16 protein-coding genes and 3 tRNA genes are annotated in these 19,916 nt (G+C 25.0%); 17 read left to right on the top strand and 2 right to left on the bottom strand.

Annotated elements, in window-relative coordinates; genetic code table 11:
- Positions 1 to 497: 497 nt before the first annotated feature.
- The 3 genes from RDY08_RS07160 to RDY08_RS07150 all read left to right on the top strand — a co-directional run bounded on the left by RDY08_RS07160 (position 498) and on the right by RDY08_RS07150 (position 3,684).
- A complete protein-coding gene (locus RDY08_RS07160; RefSeq protein ID WP_307903686.1) occupies positions 498 to 1,565 on the top strand; it encodes a M24 family metallopeptidase in 1,068 nt (355 codons plus the stop codon).
- A 104-nt stretch (positions 1,566 to 1,669) separates the two neighbouring features.
- Positions 1,670 to 1,966 (top strand): zinc ribbon domain-containing protein, encoded by a 297-nt coding sequence (locus tag RDY08_RS07155; RefSeq protein ID WP_307903685.1) that lies wholly within the window; start codon positions 1,670 to 1,672, stop codon positions 1,964 to 1,966.
- 80 nt (positions 1,967 to 2,046) lie between these two features.
- Complete coding sequence (locus RDY08_RS07150; RefSeq protein ID WP_307903684.1) at positions 2,047 to 3,684, top strand: clostripain-related cysteine peptidase; 1,638 nt, start codon at positions 2,047 to 2,049, stop codon at positions 3,682 to 3,684.
- Positions 3,685 to 3,801: 117 nt separating this feature from the next.
- Here the strand turns inward: RDY08_RS07150 and RDY08_RS07145 are convergent, their stop codons facing one another.
- Positions 3,802 to 5,145 carry an IS3 family transposase gene (locus tag RDY08_RS07145; RefSeq protein ID WP_307903683.1) on the bottom strand — a complete coding sequence of 448 codons (1,344 nt, stop codon included), beginning with the start codon at positions 5,143 to 5,145 and terminating at the stop codon, positions 3,802 to 3,804.
- 214 nt (positions 5,146 to 5,359) lie between these two features.
- Positions 5,360 to 6,124 (bottom strand): hypothetical protein, encoded by a 765-nt coding sequence (locus tag RDY08_RS07140; RefSeq protein WP_307903682.1) that lies wholly within the window; start codon positions 6,122 to 6,124, stop codon positions 5,360 to 5,362.
- A gap of 126 nt (positions 6,125 to 6,250) precedes the next feature.
- Between RDY08_RS07140 and RDY08_RS07135 the strand changes: the two genes are divergently transcribed.
- The 14 genes from RDY08_RS07135 to infC all read left to right on the top strand — a co-directional run bounded on the left by RDY08_RS07135 (position 6,251) and on the right by infC (position 19,899).
- Complete coding sequence (locus RDY08_RS07135) at positions 6,251 to 8,374, top strand: patatin-like phospholipase family protein (RefSeq protein ID WP_307903681.1); 2,124 nt, start codon at positions 6,251 to 6,253, stop codon at positions 8,372 to 8,374.
- 10 nt (positions 8,375 to 8,384) lie between these two features.
- Entirely contained in the window at positions 8,385 to 9,125 is a 741-nt protein-coding gene (locus RDY08_RS07130; RefSeq protein WP_307903680.1) for an SIR2 family NAD-dependent protein deacylase, read from the top strand.
- Positions 9,126 to 9,385: 260 nt separating this feature from the next.
- Complete coding sequence (locus tag RDY08_RS07125; protein WP_307903679.1) at positions 9,386 to 10,630, top strand: TolC family protein; 1,245 nt, start codon at positions 9,386 to 9,388, stop codon at positions 10,628 to 10,630.
- Between the two features lie 19 nt (positions 10,631 to 10,649).
- On the top strand, positions 10,650 to 12,098 hold the full coding sequence (locus RDY08_RS07120) for an efflux RND transporter periplasmic adaptor subunit (RefSeq protein ID WP_307903678.1): 1,449 nt from the start codon (positions 10,650 to 10,652) through the stop codon (positions 12,096 to 12,098).
- On the top strand, positions 12,088 to 12,771 hold the full coding sequence (locus tag RDY08_RS07115) for an ABC transporter ATP-binding protein (protein WP_307903677.1): 684 nt from the start codon (positions 12,088 to 12,090) through the stop codon (positions 12,769 to 12,771). The genes RDY08_RS07120 and RDY08_RS07115 overlap by 11 nt, the downstream gene beginning before the upstream one ends.
- A gap of 4 nt (positions 12,772 to 12,775) precedes the next feature.
- A complete protein-coding gene (locus RDY08_RS07110) occupies positions 12,776 to 13,993 on the top strand; it encodes an ABC transporter permease (RefSeq protein ID WP_307903676.1) in 1,218 nt (405 codons plus the stop codon).
- A 179-nt stretch (positions 13,994 to 14,172) separates the two neighbouring features.
- Positions 14,173 to 16,122 (top strand): fructose-1,6-bisphosphatase, encoded by a 1,950-nt coding sequence (locus RDY08_RS07105; RefSeq protein WP_307905453.1) that lies wholly within the window; start codon positions 14,173 to 14,175, stop codon positions 16,120 to 16,122.
- A gap of 350 nt (positions 16,123 to 16,472) precedes the next feature.
- Positions 16,473 to 17,318, top strand: a complete 846-nt coding sequence (locus RDY08_RS07100; protein WP_307903675.1) for an ATP-binding cassette domain-containing protein — start codon at positions 16,473 to 16,475, stop codon at positions 17,316 to 17,318.
- On the top strand, positions 17,308 to 18,024 hold the full coding sequence (locus RDY08_RS07095; protein ID WP_307903674.1) for a hypothetical protein: 717 nt from the start codon (positions 17,308 to 17,310) through the stop codon (positions 18,022 to 18,024). Before RDY08_RS07100 ends, RDY08_RS07095 begins: the two co-directional genes overlap by 11 nt.
- 4 nt (positions 18,025 to 18,028) lie before the next feature.
- The gene (locus tag RDY08_RS07090; protein ID WP_307903673.1) at positions 18,029 to 18,382 is read left to right on the top strand and encodes a GntR family transcriptional regulator; all 354 of its coding nucleotides are present in this window, start codon (positions 18,029 to 18,031) and stop codon (positions 18,380 to 18,382) included.
- A 310-nt stretch (positions 18,383 to 18,692) separates the two neighbouring features.
- Positions 18,693 to 18,779 (top strand) — tRNA-Ser (locus RDY08_RS07085).
- Positions 18,780 to 18,805: 26 nt separating this feature from the next.
- A tRNA-Ser gene (locus tag RDY08_RS07080) sits at positions 18,806 to 18,899 on the top strand.
- Positions 18,900 to 19,095: 196 nt separating this feature from the next.
- Positions 19,096 to 19,172 (top strand) — tRNA-Arg (locus RDY08_RS07075).
- A 187-nt stretch (positions 19,173 to 19,359) separates the two neighbouring features.
- On the top strand, positions 19,360 to 19,899 hold the full coding sequence (infC, locus tag RDY08_RS07070) for a translation initiation factor IF-3 (protein ID WP_307905452.1): 540 nt from the start codon (positions 19,360 to 19,362) through the stop codon (positions 19,897 to 19,899).
- The last annotated feature ends 17 nt before the right edge of the window (positions 19,900 to 19,916 follow it).

Raw genomic sequence — 19,916 nt, 5'->3', positions numbered from 1 at the left:
TTTGTCCATAAGTTTTAGTTTTATCATAAAAATAAATTTATAATAAAATATCTTATTTAGTAATTTTAAGTTTTTTTTAAGGAAAAATAATTCAGCACAAAGACGCAAAGAACACAAAGGTACACTAAGAAAAAAATTGAAACCATGGGATGGATACTGTTGAATAAAAGTGAATAATTATCTGCATTTATCTGTGGCTAAAATTTTATAATTATTTTATGTTATAAATCCATATTTAAAAATAAAATGAAAATATTATTTTTAACTCTTTTTTAAATAAATTTATTATATCAAAAATACAAACAAGAGTAAAATACTTTTTGAAAAGAGATGTAATTGTGATATAATAAATGTATAATTAGGAATGGCTTAAAAATAACTTACCTGTTTTGTTTTAAAATATGCAACGTTTCAAGCATTTTTATAACAAAATATGAGAACATTATTTTTTAAACGTTCCTTAGAAATTTAAAACAGAAAAATAGGAGGAATTAAAAATGAAATTAAAAGAGCTTTTAGAAAATGAAAAATTAGATGGTATATTTATTACAAATATGTATAATTTGAGATATTTTACTGGATTTAGTGGAACGACAGGAGTTGCTCTTGTTACTTCTAAAAATAGATATTTTTTTACAGATTTTAGATATATACAACAAGCAAATAATCAAGTTGTACCAAAAGGATTTAAAGTTGTAAAAGTGGAAAGAGATAGCTTGGAGACAGTAAAAGAATATATAAAACAAGATAATGTAAAAACGTTGGGATTGGAAGACTTAGATATGACATTATCTGCATTTAGTAGCGTAAAAAAATATTTTGGTGACATAGAATATAAATTTTTAGGGGAAAAATTAAGTGGAATTAGAATTGTTAAAGATGAAATAGAAATAGAAACAATAAAAAAAGCAATAAGTATAAGTGATATTGCATTTACTGAAATATTAAAAGATATAAAAGTTGGAATATCAGAAAGAGAAATAGCTGCAAAGCTTGAGTATGTTATGAAAATAAATGGTGCAGAAGATAAATCATTTGAGACTATTGTAGCTTCTGGTTATAGATCAGCTATGCCTCATGGAGTAGCAAGTGATAAAAAAATAGGTAATAATGAATTTATTACAATGGATTTTGGTTGCTATTATAATGGATATGTATCTGATATGACAAGAACTGTATTTGTAGGAGATAATTTAACAGATAAACATAAAGAGATATATAATACAGTATTAGAGGCACAATTATTGGCTATTTCAAAAGTAAAAGCTGGTATGAAAGCTAAAGAGTTGGATAAAATTGCAAGAGATTACATAACTGAAAAAGGGTATGGAGAAAATTTTGGTCATGGACTTGGTCACGGAATAGGTGTAGAAATTCATGAAGCACCTGGAGTTTCTACAAGAGGAGAAATAATATTAGAAGAAAATATGACTATAACAATAGAACCAGGTATTTATGTAGAAGGATTTGGTGGAGTTAGAATAGAAGATGATGTAATTGTAAAAAAAGATGGATGTATTGTTATGAATAAAAGTCCAAAAGATTTAATAATATTGAAAAAATAATTAGAAGAGGATTGAAAATTTACAATGAGGAGAAGGCAATGGAAAATTAAAAATAGTAATGTTTTTTTATTTTCCATTGTACATTCTAAAAAGGGGCGGTTATTATGAATTGTTGGAATTGTGGAAAAGAGATTAATGAAGAGGATAAATTTTGTAAATATTGTGGGAAAGAGCAGGGGAAAAAAGGGAAACTTCATCAAAAGCCAATGGGGATACTATTGGAATTTTTTGTAATTGGACCTTTTTGCTTATATCATTTGTGGAAGTCGCCGATAATTAATAATAGAGACAAAAAAATATATACAGCTATAATATCAGGGATAACAATAGTATTGATTTTATTATTGTCATATGCAGTTTCAATAATAATAAAATATTATATGACTATGTTTAGTTTTTGATAATTGTGATTTTAATTACAGAAATATATTAGAATCGGAGTATAATGTTAATATAGACTGTTAGAAAGAAGGGGATAATTTTGTGGAATAAAAAATATATTATATTGTTTATTTTGATTTTATTAAGTTTTTCTGGATGTTTGAAAAATAATAATACTAATACAACTGAAAAATCTACTTTAGAAATTTCATCTATTAAGTTAAATGGAGAAGAGTTTAAAAATGTGGATAATGTAACTGTCTATGATGGAGTGAGTTATAAACTAGATATTATTGTAACAGATATTTCTGGTATGAGTAGTTCAACAGTAGTTTCTTCTGAAAAAGGAACTATAAAAAAAAATAATAATAATGATTTTAGTTATTCTATATATGGTGTAGATAGTGATACTTTAAATATAACAGCAAAAAATAGTGTAACAGGAACTGAAATTAATATGGTAAAAAAGATTATAGTAAAAAAAATAGAACCATTAACAAATGAAAAAGAATTAACTTTTATGATTTATATGGCAGCAGATAATAGTTTAAATAATTTTGCAATGATGGATTTAGAAGAGATAAAAAACGCAAATATAAACAATAATATAAATGTAGTGATTTATGGAGATTTTAAAAACGACAATTCAAATACTCCTGGAATATTTGTTAAAAATGGAAATAAAATTGATAAAATTAAAGAATTAGATGAATTTATTAATACAGGAGAAAGTATTAATGTAACAAAGTTTTTAAATTTTGTAAAAGAAAATTATCCTGCCCAAAAATATATTTTAGATTTATGGGATCATGGGGATGGATGGTACGATGATAAATATGGAGATACTAATAATCCGATAAATAAAGCAATAGCAGAAGATGATTCAAGTAATGGAGATAGTTTAGATCTGTGGGAAATAGAATATGGAATAAAAAATAGTCATATACCAAAGATAGATGTTATATATATGGATGCCTGTTTAATGGGCGGAATAGAAGTAGCATATCAATTAAAAGATGTAGCTGATTATTTAGCATTTTCTCCAGAATTAACTCCAGGAGCTGGTGGAGAATACAAAGGAATATTAGAAAATATAAATTTAAATCTTTTGGATAAAACTAACAAACAATTGGCTATAGATATACAATCAGCAAATTGGGATTATTATTCTAAATTAGATCCGAATAATAAAGAACCAGTTGTATATACAATTACTGATGAGAGTAAAATTGATGAATTTATGGTAAAATTTAATGATATTGTAACTGAATTAAACAGTAATATTAATTTAATAAAAGATGTTCCTATTTCACAGACATCGCCATTAAGTTATAGCTGGGATAGGAATAAGGATTATAATAAATTAAGCCCATATGTGGATTTGGGAGATTTTATGAAAAAAATAGAAGAATCTATTCCAGAAGATACATTTGGTTCGAATGAAAATAGTTTGTTGAAACAAAAGTTTGATAATTTTTTAGATTATTTAAATAACAGAGATAATTTAATAGTCTATTTAGAAGCTCAAAATGGAGTTGGAGATTATTATCAAATTCCAGCGATAGAAGAAAGTAGCACAGGATTATCTATATATTTTTGGTTTAATGAGATAGATTCAAATTCTTATTCTGCAAAATATTATAAGGCTTCAATTAATTATTATAAAAATGCTTCAAGATTTGGGTATGAAACAATATGGAAAGATGTTTTGAATAATTATGAAACAACAATAGATTAAGTTAAATTAAAAAAGGAAGAATTAAAAAATTCTTCCTTTTTTAATTTAGGAAAGTATAAATTTATTCAGAAAATAATAATCTGTACCCTTTGTCAAGTACATTTTAAAAAAAAGTAGTTAAGCTGATTTATTTTCTAAAAGATGATTTCTATATTTTATAGGAGTCATCTTTTTTAATCCCCACTGACATCTATAATTATTATAATAATCCATATAATCATCAATCTCATTAATTAATTCTTCAAATGTATTACATTCTTTAATATTTGCTTCATCTTTAAAGTGGCCAAAAAATGATTCTTGAGGAGCATTGTCCCAGCAATTACCTCTTCTTGACATTGACTGATCTAAGCCACTATTTTTAACTAATTTTTGAAATGTTGGGCTTGTATAATGGACTCCTTGATCAGAATGTATTAATGCATCCTTATGAATTTTAAAGCTTTTGTTTTCCATAAGAGTTCTTATTGTTTCTGTTGCAATTTCTAACTTAATATTTTTAGATAATACATATGCAGGTATTTCTCCTGTTGAACTATCCTTAATAGTTGATAAATACGCACGTTGACCATTACCATATGATAGGTATGTTATATCTGTTAATAATATTTTCCCTGGTATTTCTTGTTTAAATTCCCTATTCAATTTATTTGGAATAGTTGTATGCTCTTTTGTAGCCTTTGCTATTCTCTTATAAGGATTTGCCTTTCTAATCGTACATACAATACTATATTTTTTCATAATTCTTCTGATTTTTTTCAGATTAAAAATTGTAGCAAATTCATTTTCTAAAGTCATTTTTATCTGTCTAGCTCCCTTTTGCCTACCTTTGAATTCATATGCTTTTATGATTAAATCTCTTGCTTTTTCATCTTCTAATTCTTGATTGCTTTTATTTGTTTTGGAAGTTTCAGACAAATAGTTATAATAACTTGTTCTAGAAATTTCTGCAACTTCACATAAATATTTTATAATATTTTTTACACCACTTGTTTCTATTACATCTTTGATTATAACAAACTTTTCTGATGGCGATAATTCAATTAATTTACCGTTCACCTCTCTTTCTCGCACGTCTAGCTTTTTTAGCAAATCAATCTCCGCTTGAAGATAATCATTTTTTACTTGAAGCCTTTCATATTTCTCTTCTAAAGATAGCTCTCTTTCTAAAGGTCGTCCAGAGTTCTCTTTTCTTCTATCATCTAACCCTAATACTCCTTGCTCTTTATAGGCACGTCTCCATCTTGCTGCTGCTGATCGAATCCTTTTCATCCCTAATACTTGTACGTCAAATCCATATTTTTCAAATATTGCTCTAGGTAAAATTTTATCTTGACTTTCTGCAATAAAAATTCTTCTGAATTCTGATGTATATGTGATTGCCTTAGAACTTATAGTTTTGACATATTTATTTTTTGATAAAATTTCAATCTCTTTTTTTGTGAATATTTTGTTGCTCATGAAATCCTCCAATCTATTAAATTAACATTATAGATATTATATAAAAATACCATATCTGATGCAACTTTTTTTTAAATGTCCATCTTATAGGGTACAGTATATAAGCTACACCGTTTTTTTTAAATATTTGATTTTTTAAAACAAAATTTTTCAGAAGCCAAAAATTTAGAAAAATATTTATGTTTTACCAAATGAAGCGTAGCTTATTTTATTCTTAATTTAACTTTATAATTTTATTACTCTCTTTTTCATATTCTTCATTAGAAATTTCACCTTGTTCTTTTTTTCTATATAGCTCATTAAACTTTTGTGCTCTATCAAATGCTGAAATATTAGTTTTATTAAAGATTAAATCATAAAAATTATATTTAATATTAAAACTAATAAAAGAATCTGACCAATTACCACTTAAATATCCATTACTATTAGTTACAGTAAAAAATTGGGTACCATAATTAGATGTTAATTCAAAAATAAAATTATGTAGTTCATATCCAAATCCACAATTGAAATATATTTTATATATTTCAGAAGATGAATTGTCTATAGAATTAGAAATATCTAAATATGGGAAATAAACTCCTAAATTAGATATTAAAAATGTACTATAAAAAGTTTTTAATTTTAATGAACTGTATAAAGCATAAGAGTAGTTTGATTTCATTTTATTTAATTTTTCATATTGGAACTCATCAAAATGTTTACCATAAGTTTTAATAACTCCATTTTCTTTAAAAAACTTAAATCCGCCACCAAATCCAAAATATGAATTTAAAAATTTAATGTATTCTATTCCTAGATTATAACTATTATTTAAATCAAAATTATTATTATAATTATTTAAATGGTTATAATAATTTTCTTCGTAATTAATTTTAAATTTCGAATTAATGTTATACCCTAACGATAAATTGAATTCGTCAGAGTAAGAATTTTGTATTAATATAGACAAAAATATAAAATATAATAATTTTTTCAATAATATCACCTCAAGGTTATTATATCATAAAAAATCAAAAAAATATATTTTAATTTTTGCTTGATTTTTCAAAAATTGCGAGCTATAATTAACTTGTGTATTAAATTAAAAAAATAGGAGAATTGTATGTATAAAAAATGGATTATAGTACTAAATTTAATTTTTATATTGAATTTAGTATATGCTAATGATGTTAAAATAGGATTAACTTTAAGTGGAGGTGGAGCAAAAGGATTTGCACATATAGGAGTGTTAAAAGTATTAGAAAAAGAGCATATTCCTATAGATTATATAAGTGGTACTAGTATGGGAAGTATTGTAGGAGCATTATATTCCATTGGGTATAGTGCAAAAGAGATAGAAAATATAGCATTAAATACAAATTGGTTTTATTATTTTGATGATGAAATTGATTATAAAAATCTGCCTATTGAAGAAAAAATATATAGCAATAGATACATAGGGCAATTACCTCTAAAAAATTATACGTTAAAAATTCCAGGGGGATTGATAGAAGGACAGAAAATTGAATCGCTACTTAGAGAACTAACTTGGGATGCAAAAAATATAAGATATTTTAATAAATTAAAAATTCCATTTTCTTGTGTTGCTACTAATTTAAAAAATGGAGATGCCGTTGTTTTAAAATCCGGTATACTTTCAGAAGCTATTCGAGCCAGTATGTCAATTCCAAGTGTATTTACACCAATAAAATATAAAAATATGTTATTAGTAGATGGAATGTTATCAAGAAATTTCCCTGTACAAGAAGTTTTGGATATGGGAGCAGATGTAGTAATAGGAAGCGATGTAGGAGCAATGCTAAAAGATGAAAAAGATTTAAATACATTTTTAGATGTTGCTAATCAATCCTTTAGTTTTAGAGGAGTGGAAAGTAGTTTAAAAGAAAGAAAAAAAGTGGATGTTTTAATAGTTCCAAAATTGGGAAACTATGGTGCTACAAGTTATAGAAATGTAAAGGAATTGATAAAAATAGGGGAAGAAGCAGCAGAAAAAATGGTTCCAAAATTAAAAAATTTGAGAAATGAAAAAAAATATTTAAAAATGATGAAAAAAAAGAATATAAAAAATGAAACTGCAATTATAAAAAAGATAAAAATAGTAGGCGTAGACGAGAGTGAAAAAACATATATATTAACTATTTCAGAATTAAAAATTGGAAAATTATATAATAAATTTGAATTAGAAAAATCAATAGAGAAAATTTATAGAACTATGTTTTTCAAAAAAGTATCTTATGAAATTAATAAAGATGAATTGATTTTAAAATTAGAAAAAAAAGAAAACAATTTAATAGGTCTAGCTTTTAGATATGATAGTTATTTAAAAAGTGGTATTTTATTAAATTATACAAACTTTGGATATAAAAAAATAGGGTTTAAATCAATTTTAGATTTAAAATTAGGAGAAAATCCTTTTTTTACACATAAACTTATAGGATATAAGGGGATAAATAATAAATTTAGTGTAATAATGAAAAATCAATATAAAGAACTACCATTTTATTTATATAATGAGGGTCAAACTATTGCAAAATATAAATATAATAATATTTCATCTGAGTTACTGTTGGGAAGTTTTTTTTCAACTAATACATTTTTAGGTGGAGGGGTAAAATTAGAATATTATAATGCTGTGCCAGAGATTACCGAAGAAAAGTTGTCTGTAGAAGATTATCTATTTTTATATGACTTTGATTTTAAAATTGATACAACAAACAGAAAAAATTATCCAGAAAAAGGAAATAAATTATTTTTAAATTACATTTTAGGGAATAGTTTTTTGTTAAGTAATAGTGATTTTAATAAACTAACATTTGATTATAAAAAATATTTTAAATTAAACGTAAAAAATATTTTAGAATTCAATTTAACATCTATATTTGTAGAAGGGAATGTAATTCCAGAAAACTATTACATTTATATAGGGGGCGAAGAGGATGAGACTAGATTTTATGGAGTAAAAAGTGCTGAGTATAGTACGAAAAATTTTATTTCTATTAGATTAGAAAATAGATATGAATTTTCTAAAGATAGATATTTTATTGTAGGCTACAATTATGGAAAGTTATTTAGTGCATTTCAGGGTGTTATTGATAAAAAAAAGGATTTACATGGTTTTGCTGTTGGAATAGGGGCTAGAACTTTAATAGGACCAATAAATTTAATGGTTTTAAAAGAAAAAAGTTCGGATATTTTAATATATTTTAATACTGGATTTAAATTTTAGGGGGAATATAATGTTTGTGCATAAAAAAATACGAGAAGTTGCTAGAATTTTAAAAAATAGTAAAAAAACCATGGTTTTTAGTGGATGTAAAATAGTAGAAAATGAAATTAAAAAATCGAAAAATCAAAAAGTGAAAAATTTATTCAAAAAAAATGTAAATAGAACTATAGATATTGATATATTTAATAGGGATCCAGTTTTTGCTTGGAATGAAATTTTAGAGAATTTTTATAATCCAATAAAAGATTGGAAACCAAATATTATACACAAAACATTATATGAATTTGAAAAAGCAAATATTATTTCAGGAATAGTTACTCAAAATATAGATGGACTACAAATAGAAGCAGGAAGTAAAAATGTTTATGAATTTCAAGGAAGCGCTCAAAGGGCTGTATGCTTAGAATGTGGAAGAGAGTATCATATAAAAGATTTGCCAAAAGATTTTAAATGCCCAAGATGTAACAGATATTTAAAACCAAAACTTATATTTTTTGGAGAACCAATTCCTCATAAAACATATAGTAAAGGGATGAAATTAAGTTCTTCTGCTGAAGTTATTATTTTGATTGGAGCAGAGGGGAATATTATGCCAACTAGTGCAATACCTATTGTGGCTAAAAACAATGGAGCGTTTGTAATAGAGATAAATGACAAACCGTCGAGGTATACAAATAGTATTAGTGATATTTTTGTGGAATATGATATGGAATATGTAATGGAAAAACTACATGAAGAGATGAATAAATAAGAATCTGATCATAAGATTGAAGATATTGATATAAGCATTTTTATAATAAAATACAAGAAATTTATTTTTGAAACGTTCCATAAAAATTAGAAATATTAAAATAAACGAAAAGTCTCTTATTTTTAAGAGGCTTTTTGTTTTGGAGAAGAATAAAATTTTAATTTTTATAGATTAGGAAAAAATTCTCTTAGATGTTGCTCTATTTATGGAGTTATGATATACTGAAAATGGAAAAAATATACAGAATAAAGGAGATGAAAATGAAGAAAAAAATTATATTTATTATGGCATTTATTGTAGGGCAGATATTGTCAGCAGAGACTGTTTCATTAAAAAAATTAATTTCTATTTATGAAAAAAGTGGTGAGTATAAAAAAGTAGAATTGCTAAATGATGAAAAAATGAGGATAGAAAAAAAAGAAATTGATTATAACGATTTGGACAAGTTAAATTTAAAAGTAGATGGAAATGTAGGAAAATCTATTATTGGAAATTCAAAGAACAGCATAATAAATTTATCATATAAAGATATTGTACTTTCATTAAATTATGATATTAAAAATAATAAAATTTCTAGCAACTCAATTAGTATAAATAAAAATTTAAATAATATAATATTTCAAAAACATAATCAAGATGAAAAGATATATGAATTAAAAAATAGTAGTTATAAAATTAGCAGAAAATTAGAACAAAATCAAAAAATAATAGAGATAATAGAGATATATAAAATTATAAAAGATGCAGATATAGATATAAAAGTAGATGAAATGATTTTGGAAAAATATAAAAAGCAATTAAAAACATTAAATATTAAAATAGAAAAAGGAGAATCTACAAATTCTGATAAAAGTTACCTATTATTAAAGATAAAAGAGAGTGAAAAAGATATTAAATTTTTAAAGAAAAATAGAGAAGTTTTTAAAGAAAAATTAACTTATAAATTGAATTATAACATTAAAAAAAACATAAAATTTGAAAAAATAAATTTTGATAAAAATATTAATTTTAATAAAATAGGAGAATTGGAAATAGATAAAAACGGATTAGAATATGAGATAGGGAAAAAACAATTTGAATTTTCTAAAAAATATAATAATTTTTCTATTACAGCTAATGCAAATTATGATTTTGACTCAAAGGATTATAGCTATGGAATATCATTTTCAAAAGATATATTTGATTTTAAAAGTGATATAAAAACTAATGGAGTAGAGTTGAAAATATCGGAAGAGAGAATAAAACAGTTAGAAAAAGATAAGTTATTTGAAAGAGAAAATCAGAAAAATAGTTTTGAAGATATGAAAGAAAGCATAGAAATTCAAAAAAGATATAATGAGTATTATAAATCAGAAGAAAAAAAATCAAAAAAAATGTTTAAATTAGGATATATTAGTTTTCAAGATTATGAAAAATCAATTGAAGATTATAAAGAATCAGAGCTTAAATTAGAAAAATTAGAAAATAATTTTAATGCATATAAATATAAAATAGAATATCAGTAAACTTATGGAGGTTAAAATAATGAAAAAAGGAAAAATGAAAAAAATAGTAATAATTATAATAGTAATATTAGTGGTTTTGTCTGTAGTAGGTAAATTTTTAGGTAAGAAAAATAGCAATAAAAAAACTGTTAAAGTTACAGTAGAAAAGGTAAAATTAGATAAAATAGAATCTAAAGTATTGGCAAAAGGTGTAGTTGCGGTTAAAAATAAAGAAACAATTTATTTAAGTACTCCATTAAAGATAAAAAAAGTGAATTTTAAAGCAGGGGATAACGTAAAAAAAGGCAATATAATTATCATATACGATACAGAAAAAAGAAAAGAGTTGGAATATTCTATAAAAAAAATGGGAATAAATATTGAAAATGAAAAATTAGCATTAAAAGAATTAATGAAACCTTTAGATGAAATTAGTTTGATAAATAAAAAGCATGATATTGAACAATTAAAAAATGATATGAAAAAAAGTGAATTATCATTAGAAAAATTAAATTTAGAAGCCAAAACAATTAATAAAAATATAAAAAAAACAGAAGATGAAGTAGAGAAAAAGGAAGAATTATATAAAAATGGGATGATAGCAAAAGAGGAATTGGAAAAAACAAAAGATAATTTAGATAATTATAAATCAAGTTTAGCTTCAAATAATATAGAACAAAAACAATTTGATATAAATTTAAAAGATACACAAAGTAGAATAGAATTTTTGAAAACTATTTATGAAGATGCAAAAAATAAATTTGAAATGGAAACTAAAACTAGAGAAGACCAAATAAAAATTAAAGAAAATTCTATTGATATATCTTTATTAGAATTAAAACAGGAAAAAGAAAAATTACAAAAAATGGTAAGAAAAACAGTAAGTCCAGTTACAGGGACAATATTAAAATTAAATGCAGAAAAAAATTATATTGTAAATATAGAAAAACCGGTTGTGGAAATTGCCGATATATCAAAACTTATAATAAAATCAGAAGTTTCAGAATATGATGCTCCAAAATTAAAATTAGGAGAAAAAGTAGTTATTAAATCAGATGCATTAAATGATAAAAAGTATTATGGAAAAGTTTATAAAATATCTGAATTGGCACATGAAAGTAAAAATAGAGATTATAAAGAAAATATTGTAAATATAGAAATTTTATTTGATAATAGTAAGAAAATTTTGAAGCCTGGATATTCTGTGAATTTAGAAATAATAACAGCAAAAAAAGAGAGTGCTAAGTTAATTTCAATATTGTCAATTATGGAAAAAGATAAACAAAAATATGTTTATGTAGTTGATAAAGAGAATAAATTAGAAAAAAGAGATATAAAAATAGGAGTAGAATCAGATTTTTATGTAGAAGTTGTAAAGGGATTAAATGAAGGAGATAAAGTTGTGGTTAATCCAGAGGAAAAAATAGCAGAGGGGATGAAAGTAGAAGTTTTGGATAAAGAGTTAGGGAGTGTAAAAAATGATAATTGATATAAAAAATCTAAAAAAAGATTATATAAACGGTGAATTGAAAGTTTCAGCATTAAAAAATATAAATTTTCAAGTGAAAAAAGGAGAATTTGTATCTATTATGGGGCCTTCAGGTTCAGGGAAATCTACATTAATGAATATATTAGGTTGCTTAGATAAACCAACTTCTGGATATTATATTTTGGATAAATTAGAAGTGGAAAAAGCTAATGATAATGAATTATCAGAAATTAGAAATCAAAAAATAGGATTTGTATTTCAGGCGTTTAATTTATTAAATAGACTAAATTCTTTTGAAAATGTAGAATTGCCACTTATATACAATAAAGTTCATAAAGCCAAAAGAAAAAAATTAGCATTAGAGGCATTAGAAAGAGTTGGATTAGTAGACAGAGTAAAACATAAACCAACAGAATTAAGTGGTGGACAAAAACAAAGAGTAGCTATAGCAAGAGCATTAGTTAGTTCACCTGCTATGATTTTGGCAGATGAACCTACAGGAAATTTAGATAGTCATTCTGGAGAAGAGATAATGAAAATATTTAAAAAATTAAATGCAGAAGGAGTTACTATTGTAATGGTAACGCATGAGCCAGATATAGCAGAACATACAAAAAGAATTATAACAGTAAAAGATGGAGAAATAATATCAGATATTAATAATGTGAGGTGAGAAAATGAAACTGTCAGAAGCTGGAATATCAGCAATAAAAAGCGTATTTGCAAATAAAATGAGATCTTTTCTTACAATGCTTGGAATAATTATAGGGATAAGTTCTGTAATAATGCTAACATCTGTAGGAAGAGGATTCCAAGATGGAATAAGTGGAGAATTGACAAAAATGGGTTCTAATATGTTTTCTTTGTATATAAATTATAATGAAAATGTTAGAGAAAAAGATTTGTTGAGAATGGTTGATAAAAATATAATTTTAGAGAATCCCCAAATTTTAAATGTATCATCTGTATATGGTTATTGGGGCGGAGAAGTAATTAATAATTTGAAAAAGAAGAATAAAAAGAAAGCTAATTTACAACTTTTGGGAGTTGATAGTGATTATTTTAAAGTGAATAAGGCTACATTGTTATATGGAAGATTATTAAATAAAGATGATAATATAAATAGGAGAAGAGTGGCTGTTGTTGATAATACATTAGGAAAAAAAGTTTTTGGAAGAGCGAACATAGTAGGAGAATTTGTAAAAGTTAAAACAGAAAGAGGTATTCAAAAATATATAGTAGTTGGAGTAATAAAAAATCCAATGGAGAAATTTATGACTCTATTTAAACAAGAATCTTTTAGTATAATAACTCCAATAAAAACAGCACACTCTTTATTTAAAACAAATTCTGTGGAATATTTTGAAATAAGTTCGAAAAATCCTAAAAATATTGCACAATCAGCAAAAAATACAATAAAAATATTAGAAAGAGTTCATAGAAATAAAAATGTTTATATTGTGGAAAATGTAAGTAAATATTTGAATAATTTTAATAAAATATTATTTGGAATAACAGCGTTTATAACGTTTGTAGCGAGTATTGCACTGTTTGTAGGTGGAATAGGTGTTATGAATATAATGCTTGTAACAGTAACAGAAAGGACGCGTGAAATAGGAATTAGAAAGTCTTTAGGAGCAAAAAAAAGAGATATTTTAATACAATTTCTAATAGAAGCAGTAATTTTAACATTAATCGGAGGTGGAATAGGTATAGCTTTTGGATATGGAGGAGGAGTTTTAGCAGCACATTTTCTAAAAATAACTCCAAAATTGAGTTTACAAATGTTAATCATAGCATTTGCAGTATCAAGCTCGATTGGTATAATATTTGGAGTATATCCAGCTAAAAAAGCAGCTGATTTGAATCCAATAGAGGCTTTGAGATATGAATGATAATTTGGGGAGTAGTAACTTTAAGATGTGAATGCTGTAGGGGCAATTCATGAATTGCCCTTACACTGTGATAATAGTGATTTATTGCAATAATATGCGGTATATGATATTATTTATGTATTAAAATATCATAAAATTCTCAAAAGGGGGCAACTATGAAAAACGTAAATTTAAAAGAGATAAATCGAGAATTAGATTATCTTAAATTATTATCAAAACATTATCCAACAATAAATGCTGCAAGTAAAGAGATAATAAATTTAGGTGCAATTTTAGAATTACCAAAAGGGACTGAACATTTTCTAAGTGATATTCATGGAGAGTATGAAGCTTTTTCTCATATTTTAAGAAATGGGTCAGGTATGATAAAAAAAGAGATAGAAAATATATTTGGAACATCAATGAAAAAAAGTGAGAAAAAAAGTTTGGCAACTTTAATATATTATCCAGAAGAAAAATTAGATACAATAAAAGAGGAAGAGACAGAGCTTGAAGAGTGGTATAAAATAACTTTGTATAGATTGGTAAAAGTTTGTCGTAAAGTATCAGCTTCATATACTCGTTCTAAGGTTAGAAAAGCTCTTCCAAAAGATTTTAGCTATATATTGGAAGAATTATTACATGAGAAAGAAAATAATAAAGAAAAATATTTTAATAAAATAATAAAAATAATAATAGAGATAGATAAAGCTGATGATTTTATAATTGCATTATCAAAATTAATTCAAAGGTTAATAATAGATAGAGTGCATATAATTGGAGATATATATGATAGAGGACCTGCTGCTGAAAAAATAATGGATTTGTTACTGAATTATCATTCAGTAGATATTCAGTGGGGTAATCATGATATTGTATGGATGGGAGCAGCTTCAGGCGGAGTAGCTTGTATAGCAAATGCTTTAAGAGTAAGCTTGAGATATGGGAATTTAGATACAGTAGAAAATGGATACGGGATTAATCTATTCCCGTTAGCCACTCTTGCAAATGAAGTCTATGGAGATGATGATTGTAAAGAATTTAAACCTATAGTAAAAGAAGATGAACATAGTGAAAAAGAGATGAAATTAATATCCAAAATGCAAAAAGCTATAACTATTATACAGCTAAAACTAGAAGCAAAAATAATAAAAAAATATCCAGAATTTAATATGGAAGATAGGCTGTTATTAGATAAAATAAATTTTGAAAATGGTACAATAAAAATAGATGATAAAATTTATAAATTAAAAGATATGAATTTTCCTACTATTAATAGAGAAGATGTATTTAAATTAAGCGAAGAAGAGGAAGAGGTTATAAAAAAATTAAAGACATCATTTATGAATAGCGAAAAATTACAAAAACATGTTAGATTTTTATTTTCAAATGGAAGTATGTATCTAAAATATAATTCTAATTTATTATATCATGGGTGTATACCAATGGATGAAAATGGAAATTTTAAAGAGATGAGATTAAAAGGGGAAAAATATAAAGGAAAAGCTCTAATGAATGCAATAGAAAGATATGTTAGAGATGGATATTTTAATAAAACTGAAAATGAAGATAAAGATTATGGGAAATCTATAATGTGGTATTTGTGGTTAGGAATAAATTCTCCTTTATTTGGAAAGAAAAAAATGGCAACATTTGAAAGTTATTTTTTAGATGATAAAGAAATAAAAAAAGAGGAAAAAAATCCATATTATAAATATAGAGATGAAGAAAAATATGCTGTAAAAATTTTAAAAGAGTTTGGATTGGAACCAGAAAAAGCTCATATAATTAATGGGCATGTTCCTGTGCAGGCTAAAAAAGGAGAAAATCCATTAAAAGCAGGAGGAAAGCTTCTAGTTATAGATGGTGGACTAACAGCGGCTTATCAAAGAACTACTGGTATAGCAGGGTATACGTTGATTTGTGATAGTAAAGGATTAGTAATAGCGGCACATGAACCTTTTACATCTAGACAAACTGCAATTGATGAAGAAAAAGATATAATTTCTACAAAAGTTATATTAGAAAATGCAGATGATATGCAGTCAATAAGAGATACTGATGCAGGTAAAAATATCAGCAAGCAGATAGAATTTTTAAAACATCTATTATTTGCATATAGAAAAGGTCTTATAAGGGAAAAAATATAATTTTTTTAATAGTTTACAAGAATATAGCTAGTTATATTCTTGTAAACTATTAATTTTAATTTTAAGTTAATTATGATGAAAGAAAGAATCTTTACTTTTTTCTTGATAAAAAAGTAACAAAAAATCAAGTGCTGATGCTCCAAGTAATAATTTTCTAGGCTCATTCCCTACAGTTTCCAAACTCGCTACGCTCAGACAGCGGAAACTGCTTAACGGGAATTTCACCAAGAAAATTTATTACTTTACGCAAATGCACGGGAGAAGAGAAAAGAGATAAGCATAGTTTTTGTTTGACAAGTATTCACTGTTATAGTATACTGCAACAGTGAATAAGAAAAGGAGGTAAAAATATGTTAAAAATTGAGAATTTAAATTTTGGATATGGATTTAAAAAAAATATGTATGAAAATTTATCTTTAGAATTAAAAAAAGGAAAAATTTATGGAATTTTAGGAAGAAATGGAAGTGGAAAAACAACATTATTAAAAATGATATCAAGTTTATTGGTTGGTTATGATGGAAATATAATGTTAGATGGAGAAGAAGCAAAAAAAAGAAGTAGAAATTATCTAAAAAAAATATTTTACTTACCAGAAGTTATAGAAAAAGATGATTTTAAAGTAAAAGATTTAATTATATTAGGTAGGTGTTATGAAAATTGGAATGAGACGAAATTTTTAGAATTTATAGAGAGAGAAAAAATTAATAAAAAGAAAAAGATAAAATCTTTTTCTAAAGGTTGGAAAAAAAGAATATGGTTTTATTATTCAGTAGCGGTAAATCCAAAAGTTTTAATTTTAGATGAGGTTTCAGAAGGGATAGATATAATTGCTCAAAAAGAAGTTATAAGAGATATATTAGAATATTTTAACGAAGAAAAAATTATATTGATAGCCTCTCATCACATTGAAGAGTTTGAAAACATATTAGATGAATTTATTGTTATTGATAACGGTAATATTTTGTACAAAGGGGAAAAAGATTATGTAGACCAAAATTTTGGTTGGGCAAAAGAGGAAGAGAGCAAAAATATAGAGGCTGAAGATATAATTAACGAAAGAAAAATATTTGATGAAAAGTATATACTTGTACAGAATATAAAAAAGTATTCAGATATTAATTTTAAAAATATAGATATAGCAACATTTCTAGAAAGTATAATAAAGATGAAAGGGGATAATAACTATGAAAAATAAATTAAAACAAATTTATTGTTTGTTGAAGATGAATATTAAGATCGAGCATAAAAGAATATTAATATTAGGAGTATTTTCATATGTTGCAATTGTGATATTATCCTTTTTAAATCCTATAACTGTAGATTGGGTATTTAGAGTTAATTATTTTACAGCTATGTCAAAGATAGATATGTTTATTATTATTGGAGCTAAAATTGCCTGGATATTTAATATTTCAGCAGGAGTATTTTTTATGTTAAAAAATTTTATTCGAGAAAAGAGATATTTTTATCTTTTGCCATTTGATTTAGATGTGAAAATTTATTCAGTATATTTATATTCGTTTATTTGGATAATATTAAATACAGCAATATATTTTTTATTGATTATGATATTTGGTAATGATTTAAATGATTCGTATGGTTTTACAATTCCTTTATTAAAGGTCATAGATGTAATATATTATGGATTAATATATTTAAATCTGATTACATATGCAATTATATATTATATTGTTAAAAAAAATAATTCTACAATATATAATTTTGCATTTTTATGGATAACAACTATTTTAGAAAATATTTTTATTAAGAAGTTGCAATATTTTTTCAGTTATAAAGGTATTTATGGAATGAATCAAACATTAATAGTATTTAGTATAAATTTTATTTTATTAGGAACAATTTTATATTTTATATCTAAAAGACAAAACATAAAGGGGTAGGGAAATGTTTAAGAAAAAGGTCCCAATTTATGAACAAATAAAAAGTATAATAATAGATAATATTTTGTCAGGTGTTTGGAAAGAGGGAGATAAAATTCCAAGTATAAGAAATTTTGCATTAGAATTTGGAGTTAATCCAAATACAATAATGAATGCTTTGAAAGACTTACAACAAAAGAAAATTTTAGAAAATAAAAGAGGAATAGGAAATATTGTATGTGATGGAGTAGTAGAAAAAATATTAAGAGATAAAAAAGAAAAATTTTGTAATGAGAAATTAAATGAAGTTATTAAAGAAGCTAAAATTTTAAAAATTAATTTAAATGAATTAAAAGATGAAATTGAAAGTAAATGGTAATTTATAAATGACTTAAAAATGATAAGATAGAAGAACTTTATTTTTCAAACAAATGACTCATTAATTTTTTTAAAGACCCTAGATAAGAAAAAATTAAAGTGCAGAATATTGGGAAAAAAGTATTAAAAAAGCCAAATATCCACGCTATAGGTTTCTCCTAGATAAGAGAAACCGACAACAAGGGAGGAGTAGAGTTTTTATAAAATCCTTAACTAAATAACATTGACACCTGAACTGTAACCTATTTTTTTAGTAAATAAAAAAAGTTGTTGACAAATTAATAAAGATATGGTAATATACTTCTCGCGATGGAGGGATGTCCGAATGGCTAAGGGACCGGTCTTGAAAACCGGCGAAACCGAAAGGTGTCTGGGTTCGAATCCCAGTTCCTCCGCCACTTTTTTATTTTTGAGATTTATATATGGAGAAATGGCAGAGCGGTTGAACGCGCTCCCCTGCTAAGGGAGTATCTGGGCTTAAACCTGGATCGAGGGTTCAAATCCCTCTTTCTCCGCCATAATTTTAGTAACTTTAAAGTAGGTACTTTACCTGCTTATTTTTTTATTAATTATAAAAGTATAAATTTATTCAGAAAATAAGATATGCCGTTTTTTTGAAATATGCGATTTTTCAAGATGGAATTTTTTAAAATCCAAAACTTTAGAAAAACATTTATGTTTTACCATATGAAGCGTAGCTTATTTTTCTTTTATGCGCTCATGGCTCAATTGGATAGAGTACTTGACTACGAATCAAGGGGTTGGAGGTTCGATTCCCCCTGGGCGCACCATAAAAAAATGATTGACTTATTGTATAATATTATGTATAATATATAAAAATGAATAGTAGATATTTAATAAAGAAGAAACGGCCTTGTTTCTCACCTTATTGGCATTATAAAATTTTAGCTTAATAGGGTTAACGAAAAAGTAATTTATAATTGACTTGATAAGTAGCAGGGCTAAGTACGCTCTGCTATTTTTGAATTTTTAGGGAGGTGTTTTAATATTAGTCAAGATGCAAGAATAAACGAAAGAATCACAAAAAAAGAAGTTAGGTTAATAGGAGCAGATGGTAATCAATTAGGGGTAGTTTCAACAAGAGAAGCTTTGAAAATAGCACAAGAAGCGGAATTAGATTTGGTGGAGATATCTCCAAATGCAAATCCAACAGTATGTAAAATAATGGATTATGGAAAATTTAAGTATGAAAAAGGAAAAAGAGAAAAAGATGCTAAAAAAAATCAAAAAGTAATTGTAGTAAAAGAGATAAAATTTAAACCAAGAATAGATACTCATGATCTTGAAGTTAAAAGCAATAAAATATTAAAATTTTTAAATAAGGGGAATAAAGTAAAAGTAAGTTTAATGCTTTTTGGAAGAGAAAGAATGCATGCTGAAATTGGTATAAAATTATTAGAAAAAGTAGCTAAACAATTTGAAGAAATAGCTACTGTAGAAAGAAAATTTGGCTCAAAAGAAAATCAAAAATTTTTGATATTAACACCAAAAAAATAAAATCTTGGAAGGAGGAT

The sequence above is a fragment of the Haliovirga abyssi genome (assembly GCF_030295325.1).
Classification (GTDB): Bacteria; Fusobacteriota; Fusobacteriia; order Fusobacteriales; family Haliovirgaceae; genus Haliovirga; species Haliovirga abyssi.
This window is presented reverse-complemented; position numbering and strand designations above follow the sequence as displayed.